Annotated in this window: 15 protein-coding genes and 2 pseudogenes; 7 read left to right on the top strand and 10 right to left on the bottom strand. The window is 38.8% G+C overall.

Features of this window, described 5'->3' with window-relative positions:
- Positions 1–4: 4 nt before the first annotated feature.
- A complete protein-coding gene (locus ACWIX0_RS01955; protein WP_454171486.1) occupies positions 5–2,212 on the bottom strand; it encodes a dynamin family protein in 2,208 nt (735 codons plus the stop codon).
- 12 nt (positions 2,213–2,224) lie between these two features.
- Positions 2,225–3,892 carry a dynamin family protein gene (locus ACWIX0_RS01960; RefSeq protein WP_454171487.1) on the bottom strand — a complete coding sequence of 556 codons (1,668 nt, stop codon included), beginning with the start codon at positions 3,890–3,892 and terminating at the stop codon, positions 2,225–2,227.
- 155 nt (positions 3,893–4,047) lie between these two features.
- On the opposite strand from ACWIX0_RS01960, the gene ACWIX0_RS01965 reads away from it, so the two are divergent.
- A complete protein-coding gene (locus tag ACWIX0_RS01965; RefSeq protein WP_454171489.1) occupies positions 4,048–4,203 on the top strand; it encodes a hypothetical protein in 156 nt (51 codons plus the stop codon).
- Positions 4,204–4,270: 67 nt separating this feature from the next.
- Here the strand turns inward: ACWIX0_RS01965 and ACWIX0_RS01970 are convergent, their stop codons facing one another.
- The 4 genes and pseudogenes from ACWIX0_RS01970 to htpG all read right to left on the bottom strand — a co-directional run bounded on the left by ACWIX0_RS01970 (position 4,271) and on the right by htpG (position 7,604).
- Complete coding sequence (locus ACWIX0_RS01970; RefSeq protein ID WP_454171491.1) at positions 4,271–4,489, bottom strand: hypothetical protein; 219 nt, start codon at positions 4,487–4,489, stop codon at positions 4,271–4,273.
- 153 nt (positions 4,490–4,642) lie between these two features.
- Positions 4,643–4,984, bottom strand: a pseudogene (locus tag ACWIX0_RS01975) (WYL domain-containing protein); the annotation flags it as partial.
- Positions 4,890–5,282, bottom strand: a complete 393-nt coding sequence (locus ACWIX0_RS01980; protein ID WP_454171493.1) for a hypothetical protein — start codon at positions 5,280–5,282, stop codon at positions 4,890–4,892. The pseudogene ACWIX0_RS01975 and the gene ACWIX0_RS01980, both read right to left, overlap by 95 nt.
- Before the next feature lie 390 nt (positions 5,283–5,672).
- Complete coding sequence (gene htpG / locus ACWIX0_RS01985; RefSeq protein ID WP_454171495.1) at positions 5,673–7,604, bottom strand: molecular chaperone HtpG; 1,932 nt, start codon at positions 7,602–7,604, stop codon at positions 5,673–5,675.
- Positions 7,605–7,819: 215 nt separating this feature from the next.
- On the opposite strand from htpG, the gene ACWIX0_RS01990 reads away from it, so the two are divergent.
- The 6 genes from ACWIX0_RS01990 (at position 7,820) to ACWIX0_RS02015 (ending at position 18,281) form a co-directional block, all read left to right on the top strand.
- Entirely contained in the window at positions 7,820–9,478 is a 1,659-nt protein-coding gene (locus ACWIX0_RS01990) for a hypothetical protein (RefSeq protein ID WP_454171496.1), read from the top strand.
- Between the two features lie 23 nt (positions 9,479–9,501).
- The gene (locus tag ACWIX0_RS01995) at positions 9,502–10,011 is read left to right on the top strand and encodes a MarR family winged helix-turn-helix transcriptional regulator (RefSeq protein ID WP_454171498.1); all 510 of its coding nucleotides are present in this window, start codon (positions 9,502–9,504) and stop codon (positions 10,009–10,011) included.
- Complete coding sequence (locus ACWIX0_RS02000) at positions 9,998–11,242, top strand: efflux RND transporter periplasmic adaptor subunit (protein ID WP_454171500.1); 1,245 nt, start codon at positions 9,998–10,000, stop codon at positions 11,240–11,242. The genes ACWIX0_RS01995 and ACWIX0_RS02000 overlap by 14 nt, the downstream gene beginning before the upstream one ends.
- Positions 11,243–11,310: 68 nt before the next feature.
- Entirely contained in the window at positions 11,311–15,225 is a 3,915-nt protein-coding gene (locus ACWIX0_RS02005) for an efflux RND transporter permease subunit (RefSeq protein ID WP_454171502.1), read from the top strand.
- Positions 15,226–15,236: 11 nt separating this feature from the next.
- Positions 15,237–16,490: a TolC family protein gene (locus ACWIX0_RS02010; RefSeq protein WP_454171504.1), complete on the top strand. Its 1,254-nt coding sequence runs from the start codon at positions 15,237–15,239 to the stop codon at positions 16,488–16,490.
- Positions 16,491–16,649: 159 nt separating this feature from the next.
- Positions 16,650–18,281 (top strand): phospholipase D family protein, encoded by a 1,632-nt coding sequence (locus tag ACWIX0_RS02015; RefSeq protein WP_454171506.1) that lies wholly within the window; start codon positions 16,650–16,652, stop codon positions 18,279–18,281.
- A gap of 483 nt (positions 18,282–18,764) precedes the next feature.
- Here the strand turns inward: ACWIX0_RS02015 and ACWIX0_RS02020 are convergent, their stop codons facing one another.
- The 4 genes and pseudogenes from ACWIX0_RS02020 to ACWIX0_RS02035 all read right to left on the bottom strand — a co-directional run bounded on the left by ACWIX0_RS02020 (position 18,765) and on the right by ACWIX0_RS02035 (position 23,971).
- Positions 18,765–21,350, bottom strand: coding sequence for a DEAD/DEAH box helicase family protein (locus ACWIX0_RS02020; protein ID WP_454171508.1), 2,586 nt, complete (start codon positions 21,348–21,350; stop codon positions 18,765–18,767).
- 14 nt (positions 21,351–21,364) lie between these two features.
- Positions 21,365–21,487 carry a hypothetical protein gene (locus tag ACWIX0_RS02025; protein ID WP_454171510.1) on the bottom strand — a complete coding sequence of 41 codons (123 nt, stop codon included), beginning with the start codon at positions 21,485–21,487 and terminating at the stop codon, positions 21,365–21,367.
- A 618-nt stretch (positions 21,488–22,105) separates the two neighbouring features.
- A pseudogene (locus tag ACWIX0_RS02030) lies at positions 22,106–23,792 on the bottom strand (DNA methyltransferase); the annotation flags it as partial.
- 44 nt (positions 23,793–23,836) lie between these two features.
- Positions 23,837–23,971 carry a hypothetical protein gene (locus tag ACWIX0_RS02035; RefSeq protein ID WP_454171512.1) on the bottom strand — a complete coding sequence of 45 codons (135 nt, stop codon included), beginning with the start codon at positions 23,969–23,971 and terminating at the stop codon, positions 23,837–23,839.
- Positions 23,972–24,106: the final 135 nt, after the last annotated feature.

A 24,106-nucleotide genomic window follows, 5' to 3' on the forward strand; every position in this document is an offset into this window, starting at 1 on the left:
CATTCTAGCGTATTTGCTCTAGCGTATTTTGCAAGTTTTTGTATGCTTTTAGTCGCGCCTCTTTATTTGCCAAATCATCTTTTAGTCGCTCTATCTCGCTAATGATTTTGCCAAATATGCTATCGCCTAATTTGACACCTTTTAGATTTTGCTCTATTGTGTCAGCAAAGTTTGTTATATCTTTTGTTACTTGGCTTTTAAAATCAGCGATATAGCTCTCCACTTCCCCGATAAAACTATTTGCTTCATATCCTTGTAGTGTGCCTCGCGCGCCATTTATGGATTCTGGAATCTGTGATTCATAGCTGATTTCGGGGTATTGTATCGTGCTAAAGGCGTCTTTTATGCTTTTGGATAAAACAATCCTATCCAAATGAATACTATCCACTTCTTTAAGCAAAGTCGTGGTTATCGCTTTTTGTGCCTTTTTTTGCCATTCTTTGATAAAGTCTTTGCTCTGTGTGCTAAGGAGATTTTCTAGTTCTGCGCAAGTGTCTTTTACTACGCCACGAATTTGTCCAGCTTTATAAGTGGCAAAAACTTTTGTCTTAGTTTTTGTTCGTCCCCAGCTAAAAGGATTATACCACGAGCTATCATCTACTTCATAACTTTTACTATCTGTGCCTTGCGCACCCTCACTTTTGGATTCTAAATCTCTAAAAAATCTTTCTTTCCTATCTTTTAGATTTTCGCGCAAATCTTTGACTAACTCATCACACAAATCCTCATAGACTTCATTTAGCGCAAATTCTGCATTGCGCTTTGTTGCCTTTAGCTCGACTTCTTGTGCTTGTAGCTTTTCTAAATCGCTTGCTTCAAGTAAGGCGATTTGTTCTTTGATTGTATCTATCAAAGCACTTTGATAAGCTTCTAGTTGCTTTTGGCGAGTGCTTAAAAAATCCGCTAATCGTTGCTCTAAAATGCTCTCTTTTTGCGTTTTTAATGAATCAAAAATGGATTTTAGTTTGTCCATATTTGCGAGTTTTGCAAAGCTACTTGCCTTTGTGCTTGGTGAGAAATCATTAGGATAATTCTTTTTTAAAAGCCCTAATGCGTGAGATTCGTCCCCGTCTAATTCACTTTCATCGCGCAGGGCAAAATTCGCACAAATCGATGATGATAAAATAATATCCTCTCTCATCGCTGTTTGCATAATTTTGCTTTCTATCCCGCCATCGCGCAATTTTTGCGATATGCTAGATGATAATTCGTCCTGTATGAGCGATATTGCGCTATCTAAATTACCATTTGAATTATCTTTGATATGTCCGTGCAGTTGAGAATCTGCGCGAGAAGCCACAAAATAGATTTTGGTAGTGGCATTTTTATCAAGCATATCTAGCAATTCCACATCACTAGCATTGAGAAACTGCCCCGCAGGGGATAGCACAAGTGCTGCATCACATTTATCCAAAAACTCTAGTGTTCTAGCAGAGCGAGATGGCACAGGGTCATTTAGCCCGGGCGTATCGACAATTTGGACATTTTGCAAAAATTCATTGTCTAATCGCAAAGTGATGGATTTAGTAAATGGCATAAATTTGCCACTCTCTCCCACATAATCGCTTAATTTTGCGCGAATTGCTTCCAAATCGCCACTAAAATCTTTGTTTGCTTCTAACTGCGATAGGCTAATGCCACTATTTTTGATAAGCTCATTTTGCTCATAGCAGGCAAATAGTGCTTCTTGTGTGAGTTTGAAATCACTCTCCACAATATCTTTGGCATTTTGGCGAAGTTTTGATTCGTCAATTTGCGCGGGATTCATCACTTTTTTTGCTTCTCTCTCTTTTAGCTCGGCAAATTTTTCATTTATACATTCTTGGAGTTTAGATTCGTATTTACGCGCCTCTGTGGCAATCTCATCTAAATCCTTTTGACTATAAAATTCTACGCTAAAACTAGGATTTTTGGCATATTCTAAAATCGTAAGAGACGCAGTCATAGGCGTAGCTGCCTTTGGCAAGATATTTTTGCCATTAAAAAGCAGTGCGTTTAAAAACGAGCTTTTACCTGCTTTGACACGCCCTAAAATGCCGATTTTTAGCAGTCGATTTTCGCGCTCTAATTCCGCTTTGTCCTTGCTAAAATCATCAACGCTTTTTATAAAATGCTCTCTGCGGAGATTTGCGCTATTATCACGCAAAATCTCATTTGCCTCTACTATACCTTCGATTTTTTCTACTCTTTGTAAAAATTCATTGAAACTCATTTTGTGCCTCCGTTATTTATAAAGATATTTTTTTGCTAGTGAATCTAGCTCATTGCTAATCGCGCTTAAATCCTCAATCTCTGCATTTAGCTTATCTGCGATTTGGGATTTTTCCTCTTGGGCTTTTTTGATTTCATCTTGTTTTTCTTTGAGTTTGGATTCAATCAAAGCACCGACAACTTCTTGCATAGCGGATATTTGGTTGCTATACGCGCTGCTAACCTCTGGCGTGATAGTAGAGCGGACACTTTGGAGAATATCCATTAGCAATTTGCCCTCATCGATTTTGCGCTCAGGGGCAAATAGTCGCAATAATCCCGTTACTATTGTCGCAACAATAGGAAGCCACTTTAGAGCGGGAATCTTTGCTAATGTCGAAGCACCACTTTCTATCGCACTAGCAATACCCTCTATCAATTCACTATTATCTGTAACACCGACAGAAATATTATGTAAAGCCGTATTGATTGAATTTGCGACATTTTCCACCCACGAAGAATCTATATTTAGCGAAGCGACATTTAAATCTTTTAGTGCGAATTTATAATCTGCGATTAGATTTTCGCGTATTTTGCCACCACGCTTTGTAAATTCATTTAGCAAAGTGCTACGGACGATTTCGCTTACTTGCGCGTTTATGCTTTGTGGATTATTTAGCGCGCTTTGTGCTATGGAGCTAATAGAGCCTTGAATCGCCCTATCCACCGCAATCATCGTGCCATCTACTGCACTTTGAATGTCGCTAGTTATGTTTTGAGCGATATTTTGCTTTTTATTGACTATTGAATCTATGGCATTTTGCAATTCTTTGAGTGCTTCATCTGCTTCATCTTTGGTAGATTTTAGTGATGAAATCTTTGTAGTCAAACTTGATTTTGTATCATTAAAATCAAACTTCAAAGTATCCAAATAGAGATTTTCAAAGACTTGTTCGGCGTTAATTTGTTCGATAATTTTTTGTAAAGATTGTGCGCGTTCGCCATTTTCTCCAAGTAGCGTTATATCTTTGTCATAGCCAAATTCCGCGCTTAAAATACTAGCGATTTTATTTTTCACACCATCAAGTGTGCTTGGAGCAACCAAATCCACCTTACTCAAACAAAAGCTAAAATCCCTCCCTAGCGTTTGCAAACTATCGATATGCTTTTTGATACTCATAGCGATTGTTCCGCTCTCTGCGCTCTCTAATATGATGAAATAAATCCCGCGTTGCAAATATTCCATAATGGCTTTATTATGCAATTCTAGCGGTGCGTCAAATCCGGGCATATCCACCAAAATCAACGGCTCTATTGCCTCTAACTTGGAATTGTTTAGATAAAGGCGCAGGTATTTAAACTCACCCGCGCGACTTTTTAGCGAATCTAAATTGCTAATAGCGATTTTTTCTACGCTATCATTGTCTTTCACGCCCTCTGCGTAAGATTGCTCACTTGTATAGCGTAGCTCGGTGGCTAGTGCCGTCTCTGGCGTAATCGCCACGCTTAAAATTTCCTGCCCCAAAAAGTCATTTAGCGCAGAGCTTTTTCCCGCACTAAATCCGCCAACCACAGGGATAAGCAATTCCCTCTCTTTGATAGAGGCGATAAGTTTTGATTTGTCCTTATCTAACCTCGCCTTTTGCGCTAGGATGTCTAACTGCCCTAGATAATCTACAAAATTTTGCTGTGTTTGTAACATTTGAAACTCCTTACATTTAGATTTGTTACACATTTTTCTATTCCGCCGTCTTATTTGGCAAATTTACCAAATCCAAAATCTGCCAATCCCTAGTTTATACTCATCGCGGAGTATTTTGCTTTCACTGCGAGAATTTGCGCTAGCAAATTCTCGCAGTGACACCCACCCCCAACCCCTCCGCAAGGGAGGGGGATTATTTTGTATTGCCACGCGGATTTTTTAAATCCGCTCGCAATGACACCCACCCCCAACCCCCCTCCGCAATGGAGGGGATTATTTTGGATTGCAAAAAATCTGTGGCTTTTGTTTAGATAGCAGATTTTTGCAATGGCAAACTTTTCATACCACATTTTAAAATCCCTTTTAAATCCCCGCATTCTACTCACTCCCCGTGTCAGCATTTGTCGCTTTGATATACTCTAGGAGCATTTTTTGGAGTTTTTCTTGTAGCGGTGTGGGGGAGATGATTTGGGCGTGTGGTAGCCAGCTTTTGACAAAATTTATCACTTCATCATCAAAGGCATATTGCATTTGTAGCGTTAGATTTTGATATGAATCTTTTATGATAGAGAAGTTTGCTCCCAAATTTTTGCGCAAAAAATGTGTCCTAGCTTTTGGCGTGGTAAGCAGGATTTTCGCGGTTTTGGGGGTGGTGGTGAGATAGGCGGTGGAGTTTAGGCTAGATTTTAGTAGTGTTGTTACTTTTTGGCTAGGGGTGAAGTGTTCTTTTGTGTCGATTAGATTTTGGATTTTGGATAGGGCGAAATGCTTTAATTTACGCGACTCGCTCGCTAGCAGATACCAAATGCCCTGAATATGCGCTAGCTTGTAGGGCTTTGCTACTCTAGGCTTTAGGCTATAAGTGAAGTGGAGTATGTGGTGGAGATCAATCGCTTCTTTGAGTGTCTCAAAGAGCTGTGTTTGAGGCTTTTCAAAATGCCCTTTGGATATGTGTAAGGACTTTTCATCATCATCTAATAAATCATAGACAAAAAACTCATCTAGCGTGGGATACAGTGCTTCTATCCCGCTGATAGAGGCAAATCGCTTGATAGATTTGGGATTTACACTCCCCCCCCCCCCCGTAATAATCTAGCTGATATGTGCCTTTGTCATATTTGATATTTAGCAAGTTTGCTATGTGAGATATATCGCGCTGTATCGTGCGAAGTGAAGTGCCAAACTCACTTGCTAGCAAGTCTGCCTTGATACACTCGCCCTCATAAAGTCGCTTTAGGATAATGATAAGTCTAGTGGAGAGAGAATCTTTGGAGTTGCTAGAATCGCTATGGGGCTTTGATTTTTTTAGAGTTGGTTTGTTTGGTTTTGATTTGCTTTGTGGTGTTGATTTGCTTTGTGGTTTTGGAGGATTTGTAGTAGCGAAAGTCATTTTACCCCTTTTGATTGTGCGTGTAAAGTCGTTTTGATTTAGTAAAAATTTGGCAAGATTGTAGCTAAAATTGGTTAGATTTTAGTTTGATTCTCACAATATTTTGGCAAAAATCTTGCGTGGTGTATTTGGTTTTAGGTGTAGTGTGTTTAGTTTGCGGTATTTGCGGGTTTTGGTTTGCGGTAGGCAAAGCCGTTTTGTAATGCTAAAAATTTTTTCGTATTAAAAATATAGATTGCCACGCTCGCTTTACTCGCTCGCAATGACGAAATATTTGAGTTGCCTTGCAGCCTAAGTTTGACAAAGAAACCACATCCTATCCCCCTTATGCTAATGGAGGGGGAATCTTTTACAAACTTACATTAAGTTACAAATTAGATTTTTAAAAAATCACGCTAGATTTTCTTCTATTAGCCTATGCACGCGTGAGTTAAAGTCTTTCACACTTTGCAATCCGCCAGATTCTAGCAATACCGCGCAATCATACAGCAAATGCGCGCATTCTTGCACTTTGGCAGAATCTGCCCCCTTTAGCTTGCTAAAAATGCTATGAGACACATTGATTTGCAAAATCTTAGGCATTTTTGGTGGCTCTTGTCCCATTTGTCGCATTAGATTTATCATCATCGCGTTTGACTCCTCGCCCACAAGCGCGATAGGCGAGCTTAAATCATCGCTTAGCTCCACTTCTTTTATTTCCTCTCCCAACGCCTCTTTAAAGCCTTTTATGATTTCTTCAAACTCTTTTTTCACGCCCTCATCTATGGTATTTTGCCCTAGCTCTTTTAGCGCCTCGCTTGAAGCGGCATCTTTTAGCGGAGTTTTGTCATACTCATTTACGCTAGGCATCACAAAGCTATCGATTTCATCGCTTAAAAGCAGGACACAAAATCCTTTTTTGGCATATTTTTCTAAAATCGGTGAGGCTTTTAGCAATTCTTTATTTTCGCCAATGAGATAATAGATACTTTTTTGCTCTTTTGGCATAGATTCTTTATAGTCTTTTAGGCTTAGATTTTCGCTTAGTTTGCCATCACTAGCAACGCTATCAAATCGCAAAAGATCTAAAATCTTGTCTTTGTTTTCAAAATCACTATAAAGCCCCTCTTTTAATGCCCTGCCAAATTGACTATAAAAAGTCTTGTATTTTTCGGTATCTTTGGCTAGATTTGCGATTTCACCTAAAATCTTTTTTGTGGAGGCGGATTTGATATTTGCTAGAATCTTATTTTGCTGCAAAATCTCACGGCTAACATTTAGAGGCAAATCCTCGCTATCAATCACGCCACGCACAAAGCGCAGATATTGAGGCAATAGTTCTTTGTCATCATCAGTGATAAACACGCGCTTTACATATAGTTTTACCCCGCTTTTATAATCCACTCGAAACAAGTCAAATGGCGCAACGCTTGGGATAAAAAACAAAGTAGTGTATTCTAAATTGCCCTCTACTTTGGTGTGGATATAGCTTAGAGGCTCGCTATTATCGTGGGCAAAACCTTTATAAAACTCTTTATAATCCTCCGCTTTTAGCTCATTTTTAGGGATTTTCCAAATCGCTTTCGCGCTGTTTAACTGCTCGGTTTTAGATTCTTTGACTTCTTTTTTTGCCTTATCTTTTGTTTTGTCATCTTTTTTTGCATCGCTAGAATCCGCTTTTGATTCTTTTGATTCTGCGTCCTCATAGCGCGTCTCTTCATAGCTCAAAAATATAGGAAAAGCAATGTGTTCGGAGTATTTTTTGATGATAGATTCTATCTGCCATTTGCTTGCAAAATGTTTGTCATCATCTTTTAGATATAGCGTGATTTGCGTGCCGTGAGTGTCTTTTTGACACGGAGTGATTTCATACTCGCCACTACCATCGCTTATCCAGCTATACGCCTCATTTTGCCCTGCTTTTTTGGTGGTTACCACCACTTTGCTAGCCACCATAAAAGATGAGTAAAATCCCACGCCAAATTGCCCTATTAGCGCGCTATCTTTCTTTTTGTCTCCGCTTAGCGCGTTTAGAAAACTCTTTGTGCCAGATTTTGCTATCGTGCCTAGATTTTGGATTAGTTCATCTTCATTCATACCGATGCCAGAATCCGCCACACTTAAAACGCCCTTTTTTTCATCATAGCTAATGTCAATGCGCGGATTAAACGCGATTTTTTTGTAGGCTTCATCACTGATTGTGAGGTAGTTTAGCTTGTCAAGCGCGTCAGAAGCGTTGCTTACTAGCTCGCGCAAAAAGATTTCTTTATTGGAATAAAGCGAGTGAATCATCAAATCTAATAACTGCTTTATTTCGGTTTGGAATGCCATTTTTTTGCTCATTTGAAGCTCCTTTTATGAAAATTTGGCAATTATAGCATTTAATTGATAAATATTTACAAACTTTATAGATATATTATCAACTTTAATTAGCCACTTTATATAAAGTTTTTTATCAAACAAATGTCAAAGATGACTCAAAATCTAACAAACACAAAATCTGCTACAATATCCAAACTTAAACCAACCTAGCATTGCAAAAAACAACAAGGACACAAATGCAAAATCTACATTGCAAACACATAGGAAAATGCGGTGGTTGCACGATAAATGCACCATATAACGCCCAACTAAAATCCAAAAAACAATACATTTTCAGTCTTTTTAGCGATGAGCTAGCAAAATCAAATTTTACGCCAAAAGATTTAGAAGTGTTTGCTTCGCCCCCTACTCATTATCGCGCTAGGGCAGAATTTCGCATTTTTAGAGAAAATATCGCTCCTATCGTGCATATTTCCAAACAAACACAGCACCAAACAAACTCCACATATACGCCACAAAATAAAAAACCAACAATCGCTCTAGCAATGATGGGCAAAGACAACAAACACAAAAAAGCTATCAAAATCCCCATAAAATCCTGCCCGATTTTGTTGCCAAATATCAGCGTGGCACTTAGCTCTTTTATGGATTCTATCAATGATTTGGCATTGCGCCACAGCAAAGAGGATTTTGAGATTTTATCCCACAAGCTCTACGCCATAGAAGCACTAGGCATCATAAATCCACCCAAAAACACAGCCCCAAAATCTAACCAAAACCTATCCGTGATTTTAACGCTAATCTATCATAAAAAGCTAGAATCTAAATGGGAAAAAACCATAACAAATCTAGCACAAAAACTCCCACCAAATATCGCAATCATCGGGCGAAGTAAACATCAAAAAATTATCCTACAAACAGACTTTTTACTAGAATCTATAACACTAACAAATTTGCAAAAAACCCCTTTCAAAAATGCTAATCAAAACACCAAAAAATACGACATAAACAAACAACAACATTTGATATTTTTGCGCTCTGAGGGGAGGTTTAGCCAGCCAAATGCCTTTATCAACCCACAAATGATTAGCTTTGTAAAAAGCGCGATTGCAAAGCATACTAGAAATGATTTGCTTGAAATGTATTGTGGAGAGGGTAATTTTTGCGTAAGTTTGGCTAGTGATTTTAGAAAAGTGCTAGCCACAGAAGTGGTAAAATCTGCAATCCCAGCCCTGCAAATAAATGCCAAAAATAATGGCATAAAAAATATCACGGCATTGCGACTAAGCGGGGAAGAAAGCATAGAGGCATTAGAGGGGAAAAGGGAGTTTTTTCGCGCTAGGGAAGTGGATTTGCGCTCTTTTAGATTTTCGCATATTTTGATAGACCCGCCAAGAAGCGGGATTAGTGGAGGTGGGATTAGCGGGGGTGGGATTAACAAAAACGAAATTAGCGAAAGTGGGGGGAGTGGAAGCAGAATTAGCGAAAGTGTGGATAGCACAAATTATGTTAGTGAAATTTGCAAAAATGTAGTTCGCAAAAACGCGATTAGTGGAGGTGAGATTAGCAAAAGCGAGAGTGCAAGAAGTGAAATTAGCAAAGAATCAATCAATGAGAGTAAAACAAACAAAATCCAAACAAGCCAATACAACCACAAACACCAACAAGACGCAAATATCTCAAATGCCTCAAACACCCACAAACAACGCGCATTAAAAATGCTAGATTTTATCGCTACTCATCGCTATATTATCTATATTTCTTGCAACCCTTTAAGCCTCAAAAAAGACTTAGAGATTTTGCTAAAAAATCATAAAATCACGCATTTTGCGCTGTTTGATCAATTCCCACACACCCATCACATAGAATCCGCCCTAATCTTAGAAAAACGCTAAAAGGCTACAAAGCGCGTTAGTCTTTGATTATCACTATACAAAAATGTGATATAATCCACACTATGTGTAACCAAGACCACCAACAACATCTCCAAAATGCCCCCCTATCTTCGTTATATGGCTATATTTCACGCCGTATAGAAGCCCACCTCACTACCCTTTTGCGCCCTTATGAGTTAGGATTAGAGCAGATGATTGCGCTATTGATTATCCAAAAAGAGGGCTGTATAAATGTCTCTCAACTAAGCGAATATATGCTAAAAGATAAAACCACCACTTCTAGGCTTATCACCTCGCTAGAATCAAAAGGCTTAGTCAAAAAATGCCAAGACAACAAAGTCGGCAAAAAAGACAAACGAATCGTGTATTTGCACCTAACCAAAAATGGCGAAGAAAAAATCACCGAAGTAAAATCTAGCCACATACAATCACAAATGGAGCAAATCTTTGAAAACGCACTAGGCACAAAACAAAAAAAAGAACTCAAATCTATGCTACTAAAAATCATAGAGGTGCTAGATGAAAAAGACTAGATTTTGCAGATTTTGCGTGAGTGGTTGCGCGTTTAATCGCGCTTTTGATTGTATTGCAAATCGTGTTGCAATACACATTGCTTTATTGTTTTTTGGATTATTTGGGGTTGGCATTATGCTAGATACCACGCTAGCGACAAATGCAAAATCTCCAAGCATAGCCCAAAAAGGCATAGCCATTGAAGCAATCCCCATAAAAGAGGGAAGTTTAAGCAAAAATGAATCATTTATCGGCAGTGTGCGCTTCAAAGAAGTAAGCTCTATTGCTTCAAGCGGGCAAGGCGTGGTAAAAAGCGTATTTTTTAGCATAGGACAAAGCGTAAAAAAAGGGCAAAAACTCCTAAGCCTTGATAGCGATTTGCTAACCCAAGACATCGCTATCAAACACGCCAAAATCGCTGATGCACGCTACACGCTAGAGCGACAAAAAAACGAGCTAGAACGATACAAAAACCTACTCCAATCCCAATCAATCTCTATCCAACAATACGAAAATCTAGAATACGAAGCAAAATCCCAAGAAGCTAGAATCAAAGCCCTAGAGGGCGAGCTAGCCATATCAAAAACCCAAATAGCTCAAAAAACGATTTATGCACCATTTGAGGGGATCATAGTCGAGCAGGGGGTAAGAGTAGGCGAATGGGTAAAAGAAGGACAGGCGATTTGTCAAATCCTAAATTCACGCGACACAGAAGTAATAATCGATGTATCAAGCGCAGTCGTAGGCAAACTATCACTAAACCAAAAAGTAGATTTATCCATAGGTGGCAAATCATACAGCGGGCAAATCTCAGCCCTAATCCCAAAAGCAGATTCTCTCTCGCGCACTTTTCCTGTGCATATTTCTGTGCGAAATGACGGGAGTTTCTTAGATGGTATGGCAGCGCAAGCTAGGCTTGATATTTCAGGGCAAACAAATGGCGAAAAAGGATTTTTAATCCCGCGAGATAGTGTCGTATATAGCTCTGGCAAGCCACATATATTTATCGTGCAAAAAACGCAAAATAACGCACAAAATCCACAAAATATGCAAGCTAGGATTGTGCCTATCTCTATCATCACTACGCAAGGCTCTTTTGCGCTGATAAAAAGCCTAAAACAACCGCTAAAAGAAAATGACTTAATCGTAGTTCGCGGGCAAGACAATCTAAAAGACGGAGCGCAAGTATGGATAACAAATAAACCTAAAATTTCACAAAATCGAATGCAAGATTCTACTAGCACACTTTAAGCGACTGCCATAAAATCTATCCTAAAGCAACGCAAAAACAAGTAAAAACCACAAAAAGAAAGCAAAAAATGAGTGTGATAAATCTATTTTTAAAAAATCGTGTTTTATGCGCGGTTTGCGCAGCATTTATATTGCTTTTTGGGTTTATTTCATCTCAAAAAATCCCCTACCAGCTTTTGCCACAAATCACCAAACCAACCATTAGCATTTATACTTCTTGGGCTGGTGCTTCACTATATCAAGTAGAAAAAGAAATCATCGAAGTCCAAGAAAAACACCTAAAAAATCTAACCCATCTCCAAAGTATAGTTTCTACTTCACGCGATGGTATGGGAATCATAAACTTAGAATTTTCACTCCAAGCGGATATGAAAAGTGCTTTTTTGCAAGTAAGCTCTAAGCTAGAAGAAATCAGTGGCTACCCAGAAAATGTCCAAAAACCTATCATCAAAGCCACAGGAGAGATAATCCCTATTAGCATTTATTTGTTTGCAAAGGGGGTGGATTCTAGTGGAGCGAGTGGGGCAAGTATGCCGATCGAAAAGCAAAAAGATTTTATAAATGGTGAAATACTCCCGCTATATGAACGCATAGATGGCGTAGGCGAAGTAGTAATTTCAGGTGGAGTCTCCACCCAAGCACATATCTATCTAAACGCACAACAACTAGCCTACAACAACATAACCATAGAAGAAATCATCTCCGCGATAAAAACCCAAAATCGCAATATCTCTGCGGGAAATATCGATTTTGACCAGCGAAACTATCGCTTGCAAACTATCGGCGAATACCGCTCGCTAAATGAAGTGCTAAACACCATCATAAAAGTCCAAAACGGCAAAGTAACTAGGCTAAAAGACACTGCCCACATAGAAATCACACACGAGAAAAAAACAAGCCACAATATCCATAATAATGATGAAACCATTTCTATCCAAATCCGCCCAACCGCAGAGGCAAATATATTAGAGCTAACACAAAAAGTAGAGGATTTAACTAGCTTTCTAAATGCAGAGATTTTGCCAAAATCAAAACTAAAAATCGAGTGGGGGCGCGACCAAAGGGGATTTATCCTAAATGCCATCTCCCAACTAAAAAGCTCAATCACTTTAGGAATGCTCTTAGCAATCCTTGTGCTATGGCTTTTTTTGCGAAATATCACTTCGCTTTTTATCATCGCCCTTGTGATTGCGCTAAGTATCATTGGCACTTTTATTTCGCTACATTTGTTTAATCGCACGCTAAATATTATCTCTCTAGCAGGCATTTCTTTTGCCATTTCTATGGTGATTGATTCAGGCATAGTGATGCTAGAATCAATCCTACGCAATCAAAACAAAAATCGTGCAAAAAATCCACCAAACGACACGACAAGCACCCAAAACTATATCCCACACAACGAGCTAGAATCTACCTCCAAAGGCATAAAAGAAGTGCTAGGTGCGCTTTTTGCCTCTAGCATTACTACGATTGGAATCTTTGTGCCGATTTTATATTTGCAAGATGAAAGCGGACAGCTTTTTGCAGATATTGGCATAGCCACAAGTAGCGCGATTGTGATTGCGTTTTTTGTATGCGTGTTTATTTTGCCATCATTTTTGATAAAGCACACGGATAAGGACGATAAAGAAAAATCAGATTTTACAACCCCTCCAAATCTAGCAAATCCACGCTACACAAAGCAATATTTTGATAGCAACTATACACCAACAAACCCGCTAAAATCCCCCATAAAAGCCCTAATAAATATTTGTAAAAGTCTTTGCACAATCTCTAAAAAAGCTATTTTGTCTAAAATGCCACAAAATCTAACCACCATAAAAAACACCATAACCCCCAAAACCCTACAAATCTACTCCGCCACGCAAACATTCACACAAAAATTTAGACAAAAATGCACGCAAAAATACATTATCCATATCCAAAAATACACAAAAACACTTGCCACAATCTACCAACGCTTCGCACAAAATCTAATAAAATCCACAAAACAAACAATCACAACTTCCTTGCAACGATTCAAAAATCTATACACAAAATCTAGCATTTTTTTTAAAGAAAAATGTAGCCTAATAATACGCAAGATTTTGCATAGCAAAATCCTTATCACAAATATAGCCACACGCACAAATGCTTTTTTAAAGTTTGCAAATCAACAAAAAAAGAGATTTTATGCGTGGATTTTAGAGTGTGGCATATACGCTCATAACAACATAATGCGACTGCTTTTTTTCTGCGTGCAAAGCCCAAAATCTAGGTTTATTAGCATATTTTCTTTTCTTAGCATTACGATAGGATTTAGCTTTCTTGCGTTTCCAAAAAGTGATTATATGCCAAAAGGGGAGCAAAACTTTATCATCGCCTATCTAACCCCACCGCCCGGGCTATCTCTAAATGAAAAACAATATATCGCAAATGCTATTTTTGCGCATATATCGCCATTTTTGCGCGTAAATGGCTACACAAAAGAACTCCAAAAAGACTGCGAAAAACAGGCAAAAAAACCAAAACAAATTGCGCAACATTCATTGCAAGATTCTACGCAAAATCTAGCACAAAATATTTCACAAAATCCTGCACAAAATCCTGCGCGAGATTTTGTCTCACAATGCGTGCCTGTGATAAAAGATTTTTTTGTAAGCGTGGGAAATAGCGTTTATTTCTACCTTGTCGCAGAAGAGCCAAAAGAGGCAAAAAACCTCATCGATTTTGGTAGAAATATCATCTCTCAAATCCCAAATGTCTCAGGCGTAGTCTTGCGACAGGAGATTTTTAGCATAGCAGGTGGCAGTAGCGTGGATATAAATATTAGCGGTGGGGATTTAGGCAAGCTAGCACAAGCAGCTTTGCAAACCCAAGATATGATACATGAAAAATTCCCCAATCTAAATGTCCGCATAGTCCCCTCACTTGCTGAAAATAACCGAGAGCTAAATCTCTATCCAAATCCGTATTCACTTAGCACAAATGGCTTAGATGTCGCTAGCTTTGGCAACATAGTCGAAGTCATCACAGAGGGCAAAAATCTAGGAAGTGTCCGCCTTGCAAATACGGATACTTTGGACGGGCTAAATGCGGGGGATTATATAGAGCTAGTGCTAAAGGGAAGCGAAGCAGAGCAAAATCGCTCGCCTGAAGACATACTCTATGCCCAAATATACGCTCCAAGCGGACATATACTAATGCTAGGCAGTCTAAGCGAAGTCAAAAACGAACTAGGTGTGGCTAGGATTCGGCATTTTGAGCAAAAGCGAAATATTTTACTCATACTAAACCCCACAAATACTACAAAATCCCCACCGCTAGAAGAGCTACTAGAATCCATAAAATCTAGCGTGATAAAGCCGCTAAGTGCGGAATTTAGCGATTTAGACATAAGCCTAAGTGGCAGTGCAAATAAGCTAAGCAAGCTAAAAGCGGAGCTAGCGTTTGGATTTGGTTTGGCAGTGGTGGTTACTTACTTGATTTTGAGTGCGCTTTATGGTAGCTTTTTTTATCCATTTTTTATTATTTTGTCTGTGCCTTTAGCGACTAGCGGGGGACTTTTGGGGCTTTTTGTAGTAGATAAGCTAATCGCCCCGCAAAATCTAGATGTCCTTACAATGCTAGGATTTATAATCCTCGTAGGAAGCGTAGTAAATAACGCCATCTTAATCATCTATCAAGCCAGAATCAACTACAATGATTATCAAATGTCGTGGTGGGATAGTGTGTTTGATTCTACTAGCACTAGGCTTAGCCCGATTTTTATGAGTATGCTTACAAGCGTGCTAGCCCTGCTACCTCTTGTAGTTTGGGCAGGGGCAGGCAGTGAAGTGTATCGCGGGCTTGGCGCGGTGCTTATCGGCGGGCTTATGGTGGGAGGAGGCATTAGCATATTTTTGATTCCAGCCTTATTGCTTAGCTTTCCGCCAAAAAGTTTCCACATAAGCAGTTTTGCAAAAAATCTAGCAAAATTTTTTGCTATGAAAACCCAGCAATAAAAGGCAAATAAATGAGATTTTATATGTTTTTTAGCATTGTTTTTTGTGCTATGTTTAGTGCGTTTGCTAGCAGTGCAAATGCCCTAAATATGCAAGAAGCCATTGATAAAGCCATAGAGTATTCAGCCAAAATCTCTGCTCAAGCTAGCACCACAAAAGCTGCCAAATATTACAAATATTCTACTTATGCAGGATTTTTGCCAAGTGTGAGTGGTGGCTATACTTTTAGCCACAATGCCCCAAGCCTTAGCCCCACTTACGCGCTAAATAGCCTAAATATCACGGCAAATATGAATGTTTTTCGCGGTTTTAGTGATTATCTAAATTTTGCAGAATCTAGGCAAAATCTATTACGGCAAAATCTAGGGCTTAGCAGTGTCAAAGCAGATATTATTTTGGCTACTAAGCTAGCATATATCAAAGTCTTGCAAAATCGCGCCCTGCTAGCAACAGCTAGAGAATCTGCGCGACTACTTGAAGAGCAACTAAAAAAGGCAAATTCTTTTTATCAGCAAGGCTTAAGGGCAAAAAATGAAGTCCTAACAATGCAGCTTCAGCTCTCAAACGCCCAAATCACACTAGAATCTGCCAAAATGAACCTAACCTACGCCCTAGCAGAATTAAGCAATTTGCTAGGCATAGACATAAAAGATGAGGAAGTAAGCGAGATAGATTCCATAGAATTGCTAGAGTATGACAAAGATGAGTTGCTAAACTTAGCGTTGCATAATAACCCCGACTACCTAAGCCAAAAATCTCGCCTAGAATCTGCAAATATCGAATTTAGACGAGCTAAGGGGGCGTTTTTGCCTCAAGTGGATTTGGTGGGGGTGAAGTATTGGTATATGGACGGGGCTGGGCAAGCAAGCGCAAACTACGGGCTACAAAGTCAAGTGCGCGTAAATATCAGCCTAAATTTGTTTAATGGATTAAAAGATGGATTTTCCTACCAAGTCAAGCGATATGATGTTTTATCCTCAAAATCTACCCTTAGCCAATATGAGCGTAATTTAGAACTAAGCCTACAATCTTTACTGCGCGATTATCAAAACGCAAAACATCAATTCCAAATCGCCCAAGATTCCCTCCAAAAAGCAAAGGAAAACTACCAAATCATCAACAATCGCTACTTGCAAAATCTATCCACCTACACCGAGCTAATCAACGCCCAACTACTCCTCACCACAATGCAAACTAGCATAAATCAAGCCAAATACAACCTAATCTCTATCCAAGCAAACATAAAACGACTAAGCAAACCATAATGCTTTTTTTTAATCCAAAATCTAAACGCAAATCCACATTACAAAAATGTAAAATATTTAGCTTATAATGCGCTTTTGGTTCTGCCAAAATACACAAAATCTATGCTTGCAAAATCTATGTTAAAAAAACCTAACAATACGGATAAAAATGGATAAAAAATGAATAATAACATTGCTTTAATTACACTTTTTTTTGCTAGCTTTATGCTATCAGGCTGTGGGTTTGTTATCCCAAGCACGCATTATCTAAACGCTAATCAACAAAGCGATTTTGAAAGCAGAGACTGGCTATTTACCCCCATAGCCCTACCCTACATAGAAGAGCTACAAGATGAAAATAAAAGTGGCGCATTGCTAGTGAGCGAGGGACGACAGGCGATATTGCACCGCATAAGCCTAGCGCGAATGGCACGCTACTCCATCGAAATCCAAACTTATATCTACAAAAATGAGCTTGCCTCACGCGTGCTTATGCACGAAATCTATGAAGCAGCAAATCGTGGCGTAAAAGTAAAGATTTTGATTGATGATAATGGGCTAGATTCGGACTACTCTGATGTCATCGCGCTAAATCATCACCCAAATATACAAGTGCGGATTTTCAATCCCTACCGAAACAGAATCAAACTTTTTCGACTAGGGGAGATGATTTTTCGCTTTGATAAAATCAACCGCAGAATGCACAACAAACTTTTTATCGCGGACAATATGGCGTTAATCATCGGCGGGAGAAATATCGCTGATAGCTATTTTGATTCTAGTGTGAATGTAAATTTTGCCGATACGGAGGCGTTTTTTATCGGCAAAATCGCACAAGATGCAAAAGAGAGTTTTAAGCAATATTGGCAGTATCATCGCGCTATTCCTGTGGAGTTTTTGCCATCAAAACGCAAGATGAGAAAGTTTATGAAGCATTATCCATCTATCATCAAATCCCTAGAATCTGATGAGGAAAAATGGCAGCAATACTCTCAAGCAATCAATGAAGCGATTGACAATTATCAACAAAAAAATAATCAAATGTATTGGGGGGAAGCAAAGCTAATCGCTGATGATGTCAAAAAAATCGATGAAAAAAACCCCACAAGCAAAATCTATGAGGAGCTAAAAGACATTTGGGAGGGGACAAATGATAGCATTTATATCTCATCAGCCTATCTAGTCCCGGGCAAAAGAGGGCTAAACATAATGAAAGATTCTCTGCAAAATGGGCTAAATCTATTTGTGCTTACAAATTCCCTCTCAAGTATGGACGCCCTGCCTGTGTATGCGGGGTGGGAGCGATATAGAGACAATCTTGTGCGACTTGGAGCGCAGGTATATGAATATCGCAAGGGCGAAGACAAAGTCAAAATCCGTGGGCGAACTTCAAGAGGGGCAAGCCTGCATAGCAAAGTGCTTGTGTTTGACAAACAAATCACTTGGATAGGTAGCTTTAATCTAGACCCGCGCTCAAGCGTGATAAATACCGAAATAATGGCTACTTTTGATAACAAAGAGTTTGCCACAGAAGCCACAAAACTAATCCATATCGATATGCAAAGGGCGTGGAGGCTAGAGCTAAGAGGTAGCAAAATCCACAAAAATGGAGAAACAAAAGGAGGCAAAATATGGTGGTGTGCGCCTGAATATGTGGAGGATTTTGCAGATAATGAGGGCAAGCAAATCTCTTTGATAGATGATGTGGTGCGCGAGGGCGGAGAGCTATGCTATAAGCGTTCGCCCGATACTAGCGTGTTTTTGCGCTTGCTAAATGTATTTATGCGACTTTTGCCAGAAAACCAAATCTAGCAAAATCTATCTAAATATACTTAAAATCTAGCAAAATCTATCAAGCACAACAAACACTAGCAAAGATTCTTAAATCAAACAAAGGCTAGCAAAATAGATAACAAAATGTTGCAAACATTATAAAGCCCCTATCAAAACCTAGTAAATGCTAGCAAATCCTAACCATATCTAGCAAAAACCATAAAATCTACCAAACGCGCATATCGCCACACGCTATGTTACCAAACGCGTTAAATCGCTCACACACATATCGCCATAAGATTTTAGCCTTTTTTGCTTGCATTGACTATTTGCTTGCATTCGCTTTTTGATCGCATTGGCTTTTTTTGTGCGTAGATTTTCACGCCTAGCGTTTTTCATCTAGTTTTTTCTTATCTGGCTTTTCTTGTCTAGCGTTTCTTATCTAGCTTTTTTTGGCGACAATTATTTAACAAAATGAGATTTTGACTAGCATTTGCGACATTTTTTTGTGTTGTCCCGCGCTTATGTATTGCGTATAAATACCTCAAATTTTTCTCTAAACTCCGCATTTTTAGCTACAAAAAACGGCATTCCGTGCAATTTCACGCTAATGTCCTTATAATCAATGGGCTTTTTATCAATCAGCGTTGCCAAAAATTCCTCTTTCCATTTATCATTTAATGCTAAATGCTCGCCTTTTGGCTCGATGATACATTGCATTATCACACGATTATCCCCCGCCCTTTTGCCTAAAAAATAAAAATCTGGCTCAAATCTCTCCGCATAATTTGCATTTTCCTCCCCATTTTCTAGCATTTCTCTATCATCATAAATTGCAAGTTCGCTAAATCGCTCATTTCGCACGATTAGCCATTCTTTAAAATGTGCATTTATTAGCTCTTTTTTAGATTCGATAAACTCCAAAAATGCTCTCTCTAATGTAGTCCCGCTAAATTTATCAAAGTAAAACCACTCATATTTGCTAAAATTTTCCACTTCCGCGTCCAAATTGCGCGTTATTTCTTTATCACCGATGATTTTTAGCGGTTTTACACTCCATTCCCCCACACGATACGAATCCAAATATTTCCTCACACCCTCGCCAAATTTTTCTAGCACAAAAAGCGCGATTTGTAGCTCCGTGCGCGGATTATCCAAAGTTTGTCGCGGGTGAAGTTTGAGCGTGAGATTGAGATATTTAGCGATAAATTCGCGTTTAGATTCTATCTCAAAGTTTCGCGACAAAAAGGCAAAATTATAATCCAATATATTCATAGCCTTTAATATCACGCGTTGCGATAAATCGCTAAATTGTATCTCTTTATATGCCTCTCCAAAATCTAGGCTAAAATCATCGTTGCTTATATTTTCGCCCGTTAGATTCTCTTTCATTAGATTTTCCTCTTGAACGCCTTTTGCGTTACATAATGGCACTTCTAAAAAGTCGCTTTTAGCCACGATTTTACGCACGATTTCACCACTAAAAAGGCTATTTTTACTTGAAACTTTATAGCGCGAATTAGTAGCAAAATACGCTTGCTTATAAAATTCACTTTGCATTATGTCCTTTTTCACGCGTAGCACGATATTTTTTTGCTTACTCTGTCGCAGTCCCATATTGACTAGTTCGCTATTTAGTCGGCTTATAAATTCATTTTCACTTGCCGCGTGGTAAGCCAAAATCTCTAATGCTTTAAGTGGCACTCTCTCATTATCAAATTTTCGCCGAAACTCATAATCACTAATCGCGCTAAATTGTGCGACTTGCGATTGTAACACAAAGGGATAGTATCGCGCCCCACGCCCGATTAGTTGCGCTTCTTTTGTCGTCTCTTTTATCGCGCCTTTATTTAGGCGGACAATGTCAAAAAGATTTAGCACATCCCAGCCCTCATTTAGCTTATCCACCGCAAAAATTACGCGAATCTCATTATTTTTTGACTCCAAACTATTTAGCAACATTTGCTGATTTTCTATATCTTTGTCATTGTTTGCGTTGATAATGTGCGCGGGACTAAAAAGCTCTTGTATCATAAAGCAAAGATTTTGACTTGTGATTTTTTGCGCTTCAAAAAACTCTCTTACTTGCCTAAAAAGCACGATTTCATCATCATCACTTTTTGAGAGATTCGCATAAGATTCTATAAATTCCGCCACTTGCGTAGAATCAAGATTGGCGATAAACTCCAAAAACGCCTTTTCATTTGTCAAAGATTCGTTAATCGTCTTGCTTTTATATAAAATCACAGGCTTTAAAAAAATGCCATTTTGTTTTGCCAAAAGCATTCGATAAATATTTAAAATCACGCTCCCCAAAAACCGCTCACTAATCTCTAATCCATTGTATTTAAGCAAATAAATTTTTTTGCTAAATCCGTCATTATGAAATTGCTTCAAAGCATATTCATATACGATTTTATCGCTATATTTTTCTAGCACGGATTCAAATTTTGGGATTGTCGCACTAAATTCTAAAAGCAAATTTTCCGCATTTGCGCTAAATGCCTTTTGCACGATATTTTCCCAGCCTCTCTCATTTTCATCGCTTTTTGTGTTTGCGTTTAGATGATGCGCTTCATCGGCTAAAAGCACGATTTTTTGATGACGCAAATCTTGCAGAGTTAGCGCGTTTTCTCTCTCTTGCGTAAAAAGATTATACAGCCCTTGAATCGTGTTAAAATACACATTTATCGCATTTTCTTTACATTCGCCCAAACTCTCAACCGCATTTATTTCAACCTTTTGATTTTCTATGACAATCTCACGCGCAAAGAGATATTTCTCACTTCTCTCATCGCAAAAGTTGCTCTTTGTTTTTTCTAAAATATTGCTGCTATTGACAAAAAACACAAAGTTTCTAAAGCCTTGCTTGTAGCATTCTAGCATTAGTGCCGCCATTATGAGCGTTTTGCCACTGCCTGTCGCCATATTAAACATTAAATGATTTGTGCGCGGATTTTGCCTTTGCAAGAGATAGTGCTTTAAGGCTTGGACTTGATATTGTCGCAATGTTTTAGAGAGATTGCCCGTGATATATGCGGGGATTTCTATATTTTGTGTGTATTTTAGCGCGGATTGTAGCTCGGTGCTTAGATTTTGGCTATTCATTTTTTATATCCTTTCTAAAAATTCCCCATCCCTTGCGGAGGGCAAATCCAAATATTCCCCTCCCTTGCGGATGGATTCGCCCTTTGTTCCCCCTCCCTTGCGGAGGGGGTTAGGGGGTGGGTTTTACAAAACTCCATAAAACGCCCTATTTAGCTCTATCGTCTCGCTATCCACGCCATAGATTGCGTCCTCTATATCGCTATAAACTACATAATCCATATTTGAGTCCAAAATCTCGCATAAAATCCGCTTTTTATCATTGAGATTCAACGCTTCAAAGTCGCTATCTTTTGGCAATGTTTTATCCACGCGATAATCCACAAATGCCTTTTCTTGCAATTCTTTGTAGATTTTACTTAATTCGTCATTACGAGAATCCGCGTTATTTTCCACTCCGTCATTGCGAGAATCCGCGTTAGCGGATTCGTGGCAATCCATAATCCTTTGCTTATACAGCGCATTAAGTGGCATTAACTCAAAGTAGATAAATTCATTTTTTACATTGTCATTATGCGAATCCGCGTTATTTTCTACCCCGTCATTGCGAGACTTACTTGTAAGCCCTGCAAATCCGTTAGGATTTTCGTGGCAATCCACACCATTTTTGTCATTGCGAGAATCCGCGTTAGCGGATTCGTGGCAATCCATTTTTAGATTCGTGGATTGCTTCGTTGTGTTCGCTTCGCTCACACTGCCTCGCAATGACGATTCGTTGCGCGAATCTTGCAATGACGATTTTTCGCCCTGTGGATTCCACCCCACAGCTTTTGAGATTCCGCCTTGTTCGCCGTTTATAACTTTGATAAGTCGCGCTTTTGTGATTGACTCTACATAGTCCATTTGCTCTATGCCTACCCAACGCCGTTTCATTTTATGCGCCACTGCGCAAGTCGTCCCACTTCCCGCAAAAAAATCCATTACCAAATCATTTTCTTTTGTGGTTAATTCTAAAATTCTTTTAAGTAGAGATTCGGGTTTTGAATAACTAAACGCTTTTTCGCCAAAAATAGATTTTATTTCTTTTGACGAAGCCCTATTTGTCATATCCATAATTATGCTACTTTGCGGGATTTTTCTTTCGATAAATTCACCTTTTGTGCTAAATTTTTCATAAGTTTTATAATAAACCTTTTCTTCGCCTTTTGAATTAGTGATAAATTCTATTAAGTCAAGTTTTAATGCTTCGTTAAATTTGTCTTTACTCCACACAAAACGATAAGGTTCTCCAAGTTTGCCACCAGCATAAATTTTATTGCCTTTTGGCGAAATAATTTCATAATCCAAACTAGCCACATATCCCAAGCCCATATTTTCTAACGGCTTTAAATAGTAAGCCCCACGCTCTGTAAAATATTTATCTTTTTTCGTGTAATGCTCAAAATCTGTTTGTTCAATTTTGTTGAATCTAGATTCGTTTATATTTTTTGCGTAAATTAAAATGTAGTCGTGTATTGTTTGAATTTGTTTGCTATCTTGTTTGCCGCCTTCAATAACACGGCGAATTATGTTACCCACAAAATTCTCTCTCCCAAAAATCTCATCGCAAAGCACCTTTAAATACGCCTGTTCATTATCATCGCATTGAATGAAAATCACGCCATCCTCGCGCAAAAACTCCCGCGCAATTTCAAGGCGATTTTTCATAAACACAAGCCACGCGCTGTGGTTAAATCTATCGTTGTAATTAAAGCTGTCATTGCCCGTATTATAGGGCGGGTCGATATAGATGAGCTTTACTTGCCCATAAATATCTTTGCGCCGTTTTAGCGTGTGGAGCGCGAGTAAATTATTGCCTTTAATCAAAAAATTTGGCTTGTTTTGGAGCACGAATTTGAGATTTTTGGATTGCTTTGATTCGCGTTGCGAATCTCGCAATGACGAGTCGGGGGCATTGTCATTGCGAGAATCCGCGTTAGCGGATTCGTGGCAATCTATTTTATTTTTTTGGATTGCTTCGGTCGCTTCGCTCCCTCGCAATGACGAAGTGATAAACTCAAAATTTTGCAATGCCTTTGGTTTTAGCAAAAAATCAATTTTATCGCTTCCCAAAATCTCATTGAAAAATATTTCGTTGCTTTTGTCCTCATCTTTGCTTTGCGCGCCTTTTAAAATGCAATCTTTATAGGGGAAATTTAGCACGATATGGCTATCGCTTTTTAGCAACTTCGCGCCCGTGTGAAAGTGAATCATAAGCCCGATTTTGTTTTCAAATCTTGTGTAGCTTGTATCTAAAATGCGAAGTTTGAGAAAATCTAAAAACGCTTCTTTGTCAAAGATAAGCGCGGGATTTGTCGCAAAATCTTGCGTAGAATCTGTGTTTTGCGTAAAATCTTGCGCGGGATTTATGGGCGTGAAAAACCGCGCTTTAAGCGTAGGATTTTCAAGCAAAAATGTAAGTAATTGCGAATCATTATCAAGCGCGCGGAGTTTTGCTTCTTGCAAAGAGCCAAATTCGCGCTCTATGGATTGTAAGGAATTGTCAGAATCTAGATTTTGGTTTTTAGTGTGTGTGTGTGTGTGTGTGTGTGTGTCGAGTCTTTGAGAATGGTTAGCGTTTTTGTGTCTCGTGTGGTGTTTTGACTAGCTTCGTTGTCTTGGTGGTTTCGTGGATTTTGTGGCATTAGTATTCCTTTTTGTGATTTTATGATTTTGCGTTAAATGGCAGATTCTAGCAAGTTTTATAAAACAATAATCTTTAAAAAGCAAAATTTCGTAGCATTGTAGCGTAATTTGTGTGATTTTGCACGCTACGAGGT

The organism is Helicobacter sp. T3_23-1059 (genome assembly GCF_053654515.1).